A 14,342-nucleotide genomic window follows, 5' to 3' on the forward strand; every position below is an offset into this window, starting at 1 on the left:
TTTTGGAATACCACGTACAACCATTTTCTTGCCTCTTTGTTACTGCTCTCAGGCAGACTTAAGAAAGCATGGTGCACACTATCCCTGTGAATTGTGCAGATTTTGCGTAGATTTACGATTAGCCAGAACAAGCCGACCGAATAGCCCTCATATTGTCGCCATATGGGGTCGGATCAGTGACGCTCCCGCCACGGAACACAGCGGAACCTGCGACCAATACGTCTGCACCTGCCTCGACAACCGAAGGCGCTGTCGTCGGATCGACGCCACCATCAATTTCAATATGGATCGGGCGATCACCGATCATCTGGCGCAGCTGGCGTACCTTTTCGACTTGGCTATGGATGAACTTTTGACCACCAAATCCGGGGTTCACTGTCATCACACAGACGAGATCAACCATATCCAACAGATATTCGACCGCGCTTGCTGGCGTGCCGGGGTTCAGGGCAACGCCTGCCTTGGCACCTGCTGCACGGATTGCCTGCAACGTGCGGTGAATATGCGGGCCAGCCTCTACATGGGCGGTGATCACATCAGCGCCCGCATTTGCAAAGGCTTCGATATATGGATCCACCGGGGCAATCATCAAATGCACGTCCATGACGCCTTTGATATGCGGGCGGATCGCAGCGCAAGTCGCCGGACCGAAAGTGATGTTTGGCACGAAATGCCCATCCATGACGTCAACATGCACCCAATCAGCACCCTGCGCCTCAATCGCCTCGCACTCTTTGCCGAAGTTGGCGAAATCAGCCGATAGGATTGACGGAGCGATCTTCAAAGAACGATCAAAGGACATGGGCGCACCTCATATTTGGATTTGCCACAGCAAATAGTCATAGTCCGCCCATTTGTCACGCCGTGAAGATATATGCTGCAATGCAGCAAGGGCTGTGTTAATTTGCGGTATGGTCCAGACTTTGTATCACAAAGACATTCTGCAAAACCGCGCGCAAATTCACCTGACGCGCGCGACCTTGACGCCTCAACGCCCTAAAGCCCTGCACACACATGACTTTTTCGAACTTTTTTGGGTTCAAAACGGGCAGGTCAGACATCACTTACCCGACCGCACCGACACGCTGGACGAAGGAACCGTTTGTTTTCTACAGCCCGGTCAGCATCATGCGCTACAAGGTCGCGGCGAACATGCGCTTGTTGTTTCACTGTGCATCCACCCTGATACGATTGCTAATCTTGGGAAACGCCATCCAGACCTGCAAGGTCACCTTTTCTGGTCCGACGCCAAGATCGCGTTACACCAACGCGATATTCGCCAATTGGCCACACTAAACCACGCCGCCGTCCTTTTGGAACGCAGCACATGCACTGCACTGCACGCAGAGGCATTCTTACTACCGCTTTGCGCCGACCTAACGAGTGATATTCAGCCAAAGGACGCACCCGCATGGCTGGCGCAGGCCTGCCAGACGGCCAAAGACCCCGCCGTGTTTCGGGAAGGCTCCGCTGGTCTTGTCGCGATAACGGGCAAAGCACACCCGCATGTCTCGCGCAGCATGCGTAAATACTACGGCCAAACGCCGTCAGATTTCATTAACAATTTGCGCATGACGTATGCAGCACGCGTGTTAATCACCGATAGCGACCCAATCAGCGAAATAGCCCGCAACGTAGGCATTCCAAACATGTCACATTTCCACAAACTGTTCCGAAACGCATATGGGCTGACGCCACTCCAATATCGGCACAAATACCAGCACGAACTCGTCCAGCCTCAAGGCTAAATGATCCCCATCACCTTGCGTCAAATACTCAAAAAACGGTTTTGATCAATTGATCAAAACTTGCCAATCATCGGCCAAACTGGCACTCTGTTCCGGCAATGCAGGAGGCCCCCTTGCAAACTACTCACTCCACCACTTTGCACCAGCTTCCGCAGGTGCAAGAACAGCGTAACGACGGCATGCCACTTGACCTTGATTGGGTGATGGCTGTCCAAGCGAATACATCGGCCATCGAACGACGCGCAGCCACGCTGCCCGGTCGACGGTCTGTCAAAAAAGATTACCAAGCCGCTTGGCTATGCAAAGCGATCAGTCTGATCGACCTGACGACCCTTTCAGGGGACGACAGCGAAGGGCGCGTACGACGCCTATGCGCCAAGGCACGCCAACCAGTGCGGGCGGACATCCTTGAAAAACTTGGCATGACTGGCCTGACCACAGGTGCGGTCTGTGTTTATCACGACATGGTCGAAACTGCCGTGGATGCCCTGCAAGGATCCGGCATCCCCGTGGCGGCTGTTTCCACCGGCTTTCCTGCGGGCCTATCGCCGTTTCACTTGCGCATCGCTGAAATCGGCGAAAGCGTCAAAGCGGGGGCCGAAGAAATCGACATCGTCATTTCGCGCCGCCACGTGCTGACAGGCAATTGGCAGGCCCTTTACGATGAAATGAAGGAAATGCGCGCGGCCTGTGGCGACGCCCACGTCAAAGCGATCCTTGCCACCGGCGAGTTGGGCACGCTGCGCAACGTCGCGCGCGCGTCTCTGGTCTGCATGATGGCCGGAGCTGACTTCATCAAAACGTCCACTGGCAAAGAACCGGTCAACGCCACCTTGCCCGTCACGCTAACCATGATCCGCGCGATCCGCGACTATCAGGAACGTACCGGGATCAAGGTCGGGTACAAACCTGCGGGTGGCATCTCCAAAGCCAAAGACGCGCTGGTCTATCTATCCATGATCAAAGACGAACTGGGCGACCGTTGGCTGCAACCCGACCTTTTCCGCTTTGGCGCATCCAGCCTACTGGGCGACATCGAACGGCAACTCGAACATCACGTCACAGGCGCCTATTCGGCATCCTGGCGTCACGCGATCGGATAAGATCATGACCATCAAAGAAATCTTCGACACCATGGAATACGGCCCTGCCCCTGAAAGTAGCAAAGAGGCGCTGCAGTGGATCGCCGATCGTGGCGGCATCGCGGGCCATTACATCAACGGCGAATGGGGTGCGTTGCGCGATGATTTCCCATCGAACAACCCAGCCACAGGCGAAAAGCTGGCAGGCGTAACCAAAGGCACCGCAGCCGAGGTCGAAGCCGCTGTCAAAGCCGCCCGCAAGGCGCAACCTGCATGGGCCAAGTCGGGCCATAAACGTGCGCGTGTCCTTTATGCAATCGCCCGCCTTTTGCAAAAACACAGCCGTCTGCTGGCCGTGATGGAGACATTGGACAACGGCAAACCGATCCGCGAAAGCCGCGACATTGATGTGCCGCTGGCGATCCGCCATTTTTACCACCACGCGGGCTTTGCCCAGTTGATGGACGAGGAACTGCCCGGCCGCGAGGCATTGGGTGTTTGCGGTCAGATCATCCCATGGAACTTCCCGCTGCTGATGCTTGCGTGGAAAATCGCGCCTGCGCTGGCAATGGGGAACACGGTCGTTCTGAAACCAGCAGAATACACATCACTGACCGCGATGGTCTTTGCCGAAATCTGCACCGAAGCAGGCGTACCGCCGGGCGTCGTGAACATTGTGACTGGCGACGGCGAAACAGGTGCAGCACTGGTCAACGCTGATGTCGATAAAATCGCATTCACTGGATCCACCGAAGTTGGCCGTAAAATTCGCGAAGCAACGGCCGGATCAGGCAAGGCGCTATCTCTCGAACTGGGCGGCAAATCCCCCTACATCGTATTCGACGATGCCGACATCGACAGCGCGGTCGAAGGCTTGGTTGACGCGATCTGGTTCAACCAAGGCCAGGTTTGCTGCGCCGGATCGCGTCTGTTGGTCCAGGAAGGCATCGCTGATCGATTCTATGCCAAACTCAAAGCCCGGATGGATGGGCTGCGCATCGGTAACCCGCTCGACAAATGCATCGACATCGGCGCCATCGTGGACCCGGTTCAGCTGGACCAGATCAACAAGATGGTCAGCGCTAATACAGAAGGCGAAACCTATCAGGTCGCAGCACCCGAAGGCTGCTTCTATCCCCCAACACTGATCACTGGCCTGTCGTCCGCATCGACACTGATGCAGGAAGAAATCTTTGGACCAGTTCTGGCCGCGACAACATTCCGCACGCCATCCGAGGCTGTCGAAGTCGCGAACAACACGCGCTATGGCCTTGCCGCATCGGTCTGGTCGGAAAACATCAATCTTGCGCTCGATATCGCGCCTAAACTGGTTGCCGGCATCGTTTGGATCAATGGCACCAACATGATGGATGCCGCTGCTGGCTTTGGTGGCGTACGCGAAAGCGGCTTTGGCCGTGAAGGCGGCTGGGAAGGTCTGACAGGTTACACAAAACCAAAGGCATCTGCGAAGCCAGTCAAACCAGCCAAGCCATTTGCAGCTACTGACGGACAGCCTGCGGACCCTCTCGACCGTACAGCGAAACTGTATATCGGGGGCAAACAAGCACGACCTGACGGTGGCTATTCAAACCCTGTCTACAGCGCCAAAGGCAAGCTGCTGGGCCATAGTGGCATTGGCAATCGCAAAGACATCCGCAACGCGGTCGAGGCATGTAACGCAGCCAAAGGCTGGTCCAAGACAACTGGCCACCTACGTGCGCAAATCCTGTATTACATTGCAGAAAACCTGTCGGCACGGGGCGCCGAATTTGTGGCAAGGATTGACGCCCTTGTTGGTGGAAAATCCGGCGCGGCAGAGGTCGAAACAGCCATCCAAACGCTGTTCACTTACGCCGCGTGGGCCGACAAATACGATGGTCAGGCGCATGGCGTACCGATCCGTGGTGTCGCGTTAGCAATGAAAGAACCGGTCGGAAACATCGGCATCCTCTGCGACGATACCCCACTATCTGGGCTAATCAGCGCAATGGCACCCGCAATCGCAATGGGCAACCGGACCGTCCTTATCCCAAGCGCTGCATTCCCGCTGGCGGCGACTGATTTCTACCAAGTGCTAGAAACATCAGACGTTCCTGCGGGCGTGGTGAACATCATCACAGGCGACCACGCAGAACTTGCGCCGACGCTCGCTAGCCATATGGATTTAGACGCTGTCTGGTCATTCTCAAGCAGCGATGTCAGCGGAGCGGTAGAAAAGGCTAGTGCGGGGAACCTGAAACGCACATGGGTGAACAATGGTTTGGCGACAAACCCAGCAACTCACGACTATCTTCAGGCCGCGACAGAGATCAAAAACATCTGGATCCCATACGGCGAGTAACGAACCTTCGCCAATTCACAATACAAAAAAGGCCCCGATTTTTCGGGGCCTTTTGTTTTATTTCTTTGATCGCCAAGTACCGAGCCATCGCGAGATGCGGCCCCTACTCTCCGCGATATCTGCCTGAACTTCGTCCACACGATGACCAGCGCTATCCATTATAGGATCAACCGTACGTTCACGAAACTGACGCCACATAGCACGTATAAACGCAATGGCTGCCATAAGGGCGACAAAGAAAAATATGTTGAACCAAGGAATGATAGTCACGTTCGGACTATCAACAGGACGGATCGCGACTGCGTTGGGAAAAGCTGAGAAGTATTCGTTGCGCCAACCGTAATGGGTCACTACTGCCCATTTCGGTTGTTCAGGGGTCGAACGCAAATCGTCAGCCTCGGTTTGTAGCGATGCCGTGTCGAACTTGAAATAGAACGGCCAAGACCATCCTGTATCCTCATTACGATAAACCATAACTTCGGTTGTATCGCGCGGCACAAATCCCAGAAGGTAGGTTTTCTTTTTAACCGTCTGTATGAACTGAACGTCGCGATTGATGATCGTGGCAGACTGGTCATCCGGACGCGCCCAAAAAATGCGGGTCCAATCGTTCAGATCTTGGCGTTCTTGGTATGTGTTCACAACGCGCACTATGTCGTGCTGCGGCAGAGCATAATGCAGGATGACCCAGCCAAACATGAATACAAGAACCCGAAAAGCGATCTTAATGCGGTGCATAGGAATTCCTTTAGTTCTCGTTAATCATATAGATAATGGCGGCGATGGCGATGGTAGGAACGACATAAACAAGCCCGATCAATTTGGGTCGGATCGAACTATTATAGGCCGCAATTCCCTCAGCGACATAGGCATCACGGGCGTCTTCATCAACATTGTCTGGGTGATCGGCGTCAAATTCTTTTTCTAGCCGCTCACGTCTGACCGACCGCGAATAGACCGAGATCATCAGATACAGCACACTTAGCCCGACAAAGCCGAACACGATTAGTCGAATAAATCCCATCAGCTCCTCCTACCGAGCGCGCCCCACGGGCCAACGCGGGTAATCAAATCAGGTTGCGCTTGCGGCCTTGGCTCCTCCATCGGGGCCTCGTGACCGTAAAGCGCTTGTCGGGTTCCAGCCTTATCTACCTGATATTCGCGATCAAGGAAATCAACGACATAAGCCCGCTTTTCGTCCGGCCATGTGGCGTAGGCGCGATAGAACACCTCTTTATGGCAGATGAACAGTTGCCTGATATCAAGCGGCGTAAGTTCGGCCAACAACATGTTTACCAAATCTGCATCCGCGTGTGGCTTAGCGCGAAGCGTATAGAAATACGCCGGGTGTTCAGACGTGATCTTGGGCCACGGACCGTCCTCTTCGGCCCATCGCAACAACGCGGCAAGCCCCTGCCAAGCCTCTGGCAGTTTCTGCGCATACTGTCTGCCCAATCGGCGCAGGTCGCGACGGGTCGCACCGGCAAGGTTTTCACCCATCGCGGCGGCGACCTCCATCACGATGAAATCCATCTTCTGATGCAAAATCGCGGCGGCATCGACACCACGTGCGTCGATAATGGGTTCAACCAGATCGTTAATGCTTAGGAACTTTGCAATGGCCGAACGATCCCTAAGGTCGAAGGTAAACCGAATAGGCAGGTCGTCAAAGTCGTCCTTATCGGTCGCGACAATCGCCGCAGGATGTTCAACACCGCGAAACAGGTACATGCCGCCAAACAGATCTGTCCAATAGTTGTCCTGATCGAATTCCATCTGCTTTAGGCGGACCGGGTTGCGCACGACATCGCCCGTCTTTTTCGCCATGCCAATCATATCCGCGATCAGCACATCATCGAACCACGCATCCTGTTCAGACTTAAACCGATCGATCATCTTACCCAGCTTATCAGCCATCGCCACTGTGCCGCTGGTCGTATCAGCCTCGATCCGGACTTTACGAATATCAAAAAGGCGCGCCGGACTATCGGCCAAATAGACAGAGTTCACCAATTCGCCCGCAACGGCATCGCGCGCGGTCAAGGCAAACAACTCTGATCTGTTTTCGTTGATAAACTGTTTGAGGATGCTGCGCGCAGTCGAAAACTTTGCATTCAACAGCGGTGCGGTCGCCTGCTCTGTCGTCAGCAGAATAAACTGGCGGTTCACACCTGCGTGGTTCAGATAGAGATCATCACCGAACTCTTCACCCAACTCGGGGCTGAATCCAGAAATATCAATATGGAACACGTTCTGGGCCGTTTTACGCCCAATAAGATGCTTGAGCGCACGATTGTAGCGTTCAACCAACACCGGACTATCCACCCGGATCAGGTTGCCAAACATCAGGCCTTTTTCGATTAGTCGATGCATGTTGCAACTCCGTTGGATAACGCTACCATGTTTCGCTCACCCATTTTTTGGGTAAGCCAGCCAAAGACAATAGCATAATGGGCGTCCATATAATTGCTGCGATTAGGCCGAGACGCCCGAAGAATGCGATGTTCGCAGACCAGCCGGGTACCATCATTTCCGCGAATGGCACCCCTTGCCATATGTAGAGAACAGCGAAAAAAGTCGCTGAAATCACAAACAGCAAGACCGTCGACACGAAGGCGTTTAGCAGTAGTGGTCTCACGCCTTCAGGTAATAACTTTGACATAAGACGCGGCACACCAAAAGCGAGCAACGCAAGTGTCACGGCCGGAACAAATAAGCTGTCAGAAACAAAACTACCCATCCAGCGAAGCCTTTATCGTCAAGTTGGGGCTTAGCAATGCCCAAACATAACGGCCGATGATCCATACGGCGCGTAGCAAAATAGCAGCGACACCACCGGACGACATTCCCAGACCATGCTCTACAACAAATCCGAGCGCCCCCAAATAGGTTGGAGAATGTTCAAAATGGTCCCAGCCAACGGCCACCAAACCAACCGGAAACGAAGCAATAAGCGTTACGCACAAAGCTCCAATCATTGCGAACGGCAACGCCAAAAGGACATGCAGTTTCTGCGTGATTAAACGGCCAGTTGCCCACCAGCCGACTGCACCTAACGAAAGCGATCCTGCCGCCATAACATAGACATCATGTGCCGATTGATGGCTCAACCTTTGCCCCCTAGATACCGCTTCTTCGCTTCTTCCTGACGACCAAAATCGCGGACCATGTTTTCAATCGCGACTTCGTCAGACTTATCTGCATAGCGGAACTCACTGTCTGCGTAGCGGTTGATTTCTTGGATCACCATGTCAACCGTGATCGGCACGCGCAGGTCGGAAATCATGGCTTTCTTAGTGTCATAGTCTTTGAACATAAACAGATCGGGATTTTCCATCCATTCGTCAGGCAGTTCAAAGTCCATCGCGCGAACCTTCACCGCGTCAGTGATGTTCTTAATCGCACGGCCTGTAAAACGCGGATCAGCCTCTTGAATCGCTTTCAGATAGGTCCCCATTTTGGCAATTGTATCAAGCGTGCCAATCTCAGACGAAACACGGTCATAGACATTCAGCAAGCCAACCTCTTTGGGCCGCGAGTGTCCCTCGAACGATGCGGCGACTGCCTTTTTGATCTCTTGCGCGCTAAACACTTCATGCGCACCGACTGGGATCTCGTGGTTCTTGCCCATCAGCAAGTAAAGAATGTCGATATAGTCTTCGCGCGTTTGCGGACCATCGACCAAGAAACGCACTCCAGCGCGCTGACGCAGTGCATCATCGACGTTTTCAGGATAGTTTGAGAACATGCCAAACGTACAGTTGCCGCGGACAACGGTGTTCGCACCGGCAAAGCTTTCCATCAGCACGGCGGTGATTTCTAGCTGGCCAGCAGATGACTGACGGTCCCCCCGTTTCCCCGCAAGCTGGTCAATGTCATCAATCGTGCCAAAGCCGATCACATGCGGATCAAGCACGTTGTTGATGAACGCCTTGGCGTTCTGACCAGATTTACCCTGATAGCTATCAATATTGTCGGTCGAAAGGTTCTGATAGCGGAACGGATAGCCCGCGACCTGACAGTAATCGTTCACCAAGCCAGCCATCATTTGAATCAGTGTCGTCTTACCCGTCCCCGGCTTACCGTCACCCATAAAGGTAAAGATAAACCCACCAAGTTCCGCAAACGGGTTCAGCTTGCGATCAAAGTCATAGGCCATGACCATTTTGGCCAGTTTCATCGCCTGATATTTGGCAATGTGGTTACCGACGACCTCGTTCGGTTTCTTAAAGGTCATGGTCAGGGCAGAACCCTTGGCCTTGCGGGCTGGGGTAAAGCCCTGAACGGTGAAATCGTCAGCCTCAACATGCCAGCTGGAATTATTGAACGCGACCATATGCGGGGCCGTGCTTGCACGCTGCGCCACTCGATCCATCAGTTGCTCGCAATAAGCCAGCATAGTCGCAATCAAAGTGGCCTCGTCCTTGGCAAATTGACCCAGCTTCTGATCCAGCTCCCAAATCGCACCGTGCAATGCTAAGGGGGCATTATCGGTCAAAACCTCATCGACAGGCCCGACTTCAACGCTGGTTTCTGTGCCATGGCTTGCCAACAAAAATGACGTGGCATTCGCTAATGTATACAGTGTGATCAGACTCTCGGCTGCCAGATACTCTGCAAATTCGACGGACCTTTCCGATGGCAAACGCCCCTCAAGATTGACGCGTTTTAACTCGGTCAAGGGCGTCTGATCAGAATAAGCCTCTGCCACGGCCAAAGCGATGGACATCGCACGGCGCAACGCATGCGCCACGGATGCCTGCGCAGGTGAAGTCAGCGGATCATCGTCGTCCGTTTCCGCAAGACGATCAAGCAGGCGAACACCACCAGCAGGTGCCGATGTACGCGACAGCAATCCAGGTGTTGTAGAACGGAACCGACGACGGGTCGCAGCCACATCCGGCGACTTCTCGGGCGTTTCCAATGACAAACGCGCCTTCGCCAAACGAGGACTATGATCCAACCGCATCAACATCTCGGCCACTGGCATATAGTGTTTGCGGATATCGTCTTCACGCAGTTCCATTTGATCGCTTGTCTGGCTCATATCTCTTCTTTCAACTCATCTTGCTTAAAATACTCCCGCCGGAGGCCAACAAATTTAGCTAAATTTGTTCCTCGCTAACGATAGCTCAGCACGCGTCCGCTATCGCTGACGACAAACTTGCGGATATCGCTAAATCCATGCGGGTTCCGTTCAGCAAGCGCCTGATAGGGGCGCTCTGGCATAATAAGGGATCGTTCCAACCGAGTGGCACCCAAGTTCGCACCACCCTGCTCGAACACATCGCGCGCAAAAATCTGTCGCTCAACCGACCCGAACCAGCCTGACTTCACATGCTCAACACGTTCGGCGACCAGTTCTTCTTCGGACCACACAAGCGCCCAATCTTCACCGACAGGGGCATTCGCTGCCTCTAGTACCTCGCGTAGCGGACCCGATTGGCGAGTAAAGGCGTTGCTATACATCGGACCAATGTGGAACCGGCGCAGGCGCGTTGGATGCAGGTCGTCGAAATCTTCGTCAAAGCCCTTTGCGATCGTCAGCAGCTTTAACCCTGCAACCGACTGCGCCATCAGATGCGCTTGGGCTTCGGGCCAGCGGCGTTCATCTTTGGGCAGACCAGTGCGGCCAGTATCTTCGACGTCCATGATATAGATCGTCGGCAGATTGATCTGGCTATCATAAACGGCCCAGTGCACTTGAAACACACGGCGGTCGGCCTTGTTTTCGACCCAAACAGCCTGCGGATCGTTACGTGCCCAAAACTGGTCACCGCGCAAAAGCTCTTCGTAATATAGTCGCTGTGACAACGCATATTGCAGCTTCGTCGGGATTTCCTGTTCGCTTAGGATGACCCGCACCATTTGGTCCTTCAGATCATCCGTACTTGGCATCGACCCAAGATGGCGTTCGGCCTGAAGCGCGTCATTCGCCATCTCAAGCAATTCTTGGTAAACAGGAAACCCGCTTTCCACCCGGTCGAAGGTCAACTTGCCTGCATAGGCAAACCGTCCCGAAAAATGGTATTTGTGGGCCAGCGCTGTGAAGGTCCAATTCAAACCAACAAGGTATTGCGCCAAGGCCTCGATATCACGCCGAGAGAAACGCCCCTCGGCCTCCATCGTCGCGGCGACCTTGGTTAGATAGCCCGTGATCCGTTGAAACTTGCCAAAATACCGACGGGTCACGCGGGTATCTTCGAGTTTCATGTGGTCGGCTTGGAGATTAGTCATTATGTTTCTCACCACTCCCGTAAAACGGGAGAGTATTTGCTATGCCCTTCCAAAGGATGCGGATAATCTCGCCAAGTTCGAGTTCCGTTCCGTGATATACTGAACGTTTAGCCCGCTTCATCAACTGCAATCCTGTCGGGACAAAAAATAGAAAAAATACCCACATCCACCAAAACATTGCGCCGAACATAAAGGTAAATTTCACCAAATCTGAACCTTCGGCTTCGTAAGCATGTAAAAAGTGTAGCAAAAAGATAAGCGGACTCATAAAGATAGTGGTAAGTAGCATGAACAGGCACAATCCGATCCAAGCGTTGAAATAGCTCACAAAGCTAAATCCGCTGTCGCTCAAGAATCAGCCCCATATTGATTGCTGTCGTGCTTTTCGACGATCTGTTGGAAGCGGCGCACAAAGCGTTCGTCTGCTTTCGCCTTTTGCTCAAGTATCTCGCGGGCAAAGACCATGTGGTCTTCGTGAGCTTCCATCATGTCGGCCATGCGCGCGTTAGTCGCGGCACCGATGGCGGCCATTGCGGTTTGGGCCTCTTGGTCGGTTTTTACGCCGATTTCGTTGATCTTGTGCGCGACGTCCTGCTGCTGTGCAGTTTTCAAAGACTTGGACAGGGCGTCGTACAGCACAACACGCTGCTTCGTGTCTGTTTGCAGTTTGTTGATCAGCACCATCTGCGTCGCCGCTTGGTTCTGCAAACTGTCGATCCAGGTTTTACCCTTTTCGATATAACGCTCTAGCGTCTGGGATTTTGCTAGTTTCACTTGCTCTTGCTGGACCATGTCGTTGTAGCTGGCATTCAACCCAGCCAATTCGGTTTCCAGTTTCGTACGCGCCGCGGCGTCTTGTTCAACTGAAATTTTACCTTCAAGCGTGATGATCTGCGGGTCAACGGCCAAGATGTCAGCGCGGATTGCTTCCAGCTCACCAACAACCGCTTCGCGTTCTTGCAAGGTACCACCAAGGTTCTTTTCGACACTAGTTTTCTGTTCATTCAGCACAGCTAGCTGGCCTTCAAGCAGCTTCATGATCACGTCAGATTTGCTGATCAAATCCTGCAATTTATCATCAATTGATGCCGTGCGCATACGTTCCTGGCGCATGCTGTCGGCCTTGGCCTTGCTGAAAATCCCGATAAAGGTTTCCATGCCAGTCTTAGACCGCATTTCATCAAAGTCTTTGGAAAATGCGGATGTCACATCGTCCAAGCCCATAATCAGCTCTGCGATGTTTGCGTTCATGAGGTCTGTATGTGCGTGCACTTCATCAAGGCTGGCGTTCTCAATATCGACAGCGATGTCAGTGCCTTCGGCCATTTTTGTCCGCGCCGTTTCAATGCGGCTTGTCAGTTCTGAAATCTTGCTTTGTGCGGCTGCAACCTGTTCTTGCGATTCCTGAATCTGGGTCTGAAAATCGGCCATTAAAATATCCCTCTTTTATTCTGTGTTAACAGTCATGTAGGGACTGCCACTGTATTTTTCAAACGCACGGTATACTAAACCGCACCCGTTCGGGCGCAATTCTTACAAGACCTACCAGCAAAATAAAGCGCTTAAGCGTCGTCAAAAACTGGCGGGTGGTCCATCGCTACGGCTTCTGGCCCCAACAGTTCTTCTGCGTCGATAATTTTAGGCGGCAATTCAATGCCGCGCTCAAAGTTTTCGGGGTCAACGCGTAAAGATTCCTCTTGTCCACGGATATGGACCTTCATCGGCGTATCGATCTGATCGAACAGGTGAATGACATCTTGATTGAACATACGAATACAGCCGGCGGAACCAGAATTCCCGATAGATTCCAAATCGTTCGTGCCGTGGATGCGATAGTAAGTGTCGCGCGAACCACGGTACAAATACAATGCACGTGCGCCCAGCGGGCTACGCAGACCACCTGGAATACCAGCAGCCAAATCCCCATACACTTCAGGTTCAGTACGCAACATATTCGCGGTCGGTGTCCAGCCCGGCCACTTTCGTTTCATACGGATTGTCGCGTTTCCGCGTATCGATTTACCGGCGCGACCAACCCCAACGGGGTAGCGTGTCGTCGTACCATCGTCGCGGACATGGTATAAAAACTTGGCGTATGGATCCACATCTATCGTATTTCCGCGCTGCTCTCCGTTATAAATTCCGGATACACGACGGTTTACACCTTGCAGGTATTTTGACGGAATTCCGGGCAGCCGATACCCTGCGTCCTCGATTGGTCCATACCCATCGAGAAACTCTACTGGAGGCGGCAGTTCTTCTTCGGCAACGCGTGGCGTACAAGCCGCTGCGGTGCTGGCCAGCATCATCGCTCCAAAAGATCGACGCGTTAGAATTGTCAAAGATCGCATACACTCACCCAATATTTCGCTTTTGCCGTCTTAGCACTGCAGTTAGGCAAGGCAAAATAGCCAGCAAGCGGATTTCTGCGAATGCATTACAAATCGTGACAATCACGCACTGACGCAGCATGTTTCCAACGCAGTTAGTGTTTTGTCTGGCTTAACAAAGAGGCCTCATGCGACTTTAGTGTCCGCCGCGCCGATTTGTTAAAACGCTCTGGCGATGTGGTAAGCTCTGGGAACAGCGCTATCAGCTCATCATACGTATGCTGTTCTTGCTGGCTTACGCTTTCAGCAGACACAAGAAAGCTCTCACTGGCGATGCCCTCTGCATAGATGATTTCATGCCGTTCAAAGACGATGTGAAAATACTCCACCTCGGTCCCAAATTTTTGATAGATTGTGTCACCGTTGACCAGATATTTAGCCGCGGCAAGAACCTCACCTTCACCAAACATGACCTGCGCCTGCCAACCGATCATAAGCATCCGATGCTGTGGGGACACCAACAGATCACGCTCGTTGCCCAGCGCGCCCTTCGAAATAACAATCGGCGCAAAACGGCCGAGGCTGTGTAAAAACTGTATTTTCT

Annotated in this window: 15 protein-coding genes; 3 read left to right on the forward strand and 12 right to left on the reverse strand. The window is 53.2% G+C overall.

Annotated features, from left to right (window positions below; all coding sequences use genetic code 11):
* Positions 1-118: 118 nt before the first annotated feature.
* Positions 119-802: a ribulose-phosphate 3-epimerase gene (rpe, locus tag CLV80_RS10460; RefSeq protein WP_106357860.1), complete on the reverse strand. Its 684-nt coding sequence runs from the start codon at positions 800-802 to the stop codon at positions 119-121.
* A 109-nt stretch (positions 803-911) separates the two neighbouring features.
* On the opposite strand from rpe, the gene CLV80_RS10465 reads away from it, so the two are divergent.
* The 3 genes from CLV80_RS10465 (at position 912) to CLV80_RS10475 (ending at position 5,171) form a co-directional block, all read left to right on the forward strand.
* Positions 912-1,748 (forward strand): helix-turn-helix transcriptional regulator, encoded by an 837-nt coding sequence (locus CLV80_RS10465; RefSeq protein WP_106357862.1) that lies wholly within the window; start codon positions 912-914, stop codon positions 1,746-1,748.
* A gap of 98 nt (positions 1,749-1,846) precedes the next feature.
* Entirely contained in the window at positions 1,847-2,851 is a 1,005-nt protein-coding gene (gene deoC / locus CLV80_RS10470) for a deoxyribose-phosphate aldolase (RefSeq protein ID WP_106357864.1), read from the forward strand.
* A 4-nt stretch (positions 2,852-2,855) separates the two neighbouring features.
* On the forward strand, positions 2,856-5,171 hold the full coding sequence (locus tag CLV80_RS10475) for an aldehyde dehydrogenase family protein (RefSeq protein ID WP_106357866.1): 2,316 nt from the start codon (positions 2,856-2,858) through the stop codon (positions 5,169-5,171).
* Between the two features lie 57 nt (positions 5,172-5,228).
* Here CLV80_RS10475 and CLV80_RS10480 read toward each other — a convergent pair whose 3' ends face one another.
* From CLV80_RS10480 to CLV80_RS10530, 11 genes are all read right to left on the reverse strand, one after another.
* Positions 5,229-5,909: a DUF1523 family protein gene (locus CLV80_RS10480; RefSeq protein ID WP_106357868.1), complete on the reverse strand. Its 681-nt coding sequence runs from the start codon at positions 5,907-5,909 to the stop codon at positions 5,229-5,231.
* A 10-nt stretch (positions 5,910-5,919) separates the two neighbouring features.
* Positions 5,920-6,195 (reverse strand): hypothetical protein, encoded by a 276-nt coding sequence (locus CLV80_RS10485; protein ID WP_106357870.1) that lies wholly within the window; start codon positions 6,193-6,195, stop codon positions 5,920-5,922.
* Entirely contained in the window at positions 6,195-7,544 is a 1,350-nt protein-coding gene (locus tag CLV80_RS10490; RefSeq protein WP_106357873.1) for a DUF6638 family protein, read from the reverse strand. Before CLV80_RS10490 ends, CLV80_RS10485 begins: the two co-directional genes overlap by 1 nt.
* Before the next feature lie 22 nt (positions 7,545-7,566).
* Positions 7,567-7,911, reverse strand: coding sequence for a hypothetical protein (locus tag CLV80_RS10495; protein WP_106357876.1), 345 nt, complete (start codon positions 7,909-7,911; stop codon positions 7,567-7,569).
* Entirely contained in the window at positions 7,904-8,281 is a 378-nt protein-coding gene (locus CLV80_RS10500; protein ID WP_106357878.1) for a hypothetical protein, read from the reverse strand. Before CLV80_RS10500 ends, CLV80_RS10495 begins: the two co-directional genes overlap by 8 nt.
* On the reverse strand, positions 8,278-10,218 hold the full coding sequence (locus CLV80_RS10505) for an AAA family ATPase (RefSeq protein WP_106357880.1): 1,941 nt from the start codon (positions 10,216-10,218) through the stop codon (positions 8,278-8,280). The genes CLV80_RS10500 and CLV80_RS10505 overlap by 4 nt, the downstream gene beginning before the upstream one ends.
* 74 nt (positions 10,219-10,292) lie before the next feature.
* Positions 10,293-11,408 carry a hypothetical protein gene (locus CLV80_RS10510; protein WP_106357882.1) on the reverse strand — a complete coding sequence of 372 codons (1,116 nt, stop codon included), beginning with the start codon at positions 11,406-11,408 and terminating at the stop codon, positions 10,293-10,295.
* Entirely contained in the window at positions 11,401-11,760 is a 360-nt protein-coding gene (locus CLV80_RS10515) for a hypothetical protein (RefSeq protein WP_106357884.1), read from the reverse strand. The genes CLV80_RS10510 and CLV80_RS10515 overlap by 8 nt, the downstream gene beginning before the upstream one ends.
* A complete protein-coding gene (locus CLV80_RS10520; protein ID WP_106357885.1) occupies positions 11,757-12,839 on the reverse strand; it encodes a coiled-coil domain-containing protein in 1,083 nt (360 codons plus the stop codon). Before CLV80_RS10520 ends, CLV80_RS10515 begins: the two co-directional genes overlap by 4 nt.
* Before the next feature lie 131 nt (positions 12,840-12,970).
* Positions 12,971-13,759: a L,D-transpeptidase gene (locus CLV80_RS10525; RefSeq protein ID WP_243394510.1), complete on the reverse strand. Its 789-nt coding sequence runs from the start codon at positions 13,757-13,759 to the stop codon at positions 12,971-12,973.
* 134 nt (positions 13,760-13,893) lie between these two features.
* Entirely contained in the window at positions 13,894-14,337 is a 444-nt protein-coding gene (locus tag CLV80_RS10530) for a Hint domain-containing protein (RefSeq protein WP_106357886.1), read from the reverse strand.
* Between the last annotated feature and the right edge of the window lie 5 nt (positions 14,338-14,342).

This window comes from Yoonia maritima, from assembly GCF_003003285.1.
GTDB lineage: Bacteria > Pseudomonadota > Alphaproteobacteria > Rhodobacterales > Rhodobacteraceae > Yoonia > Yoonia maritima.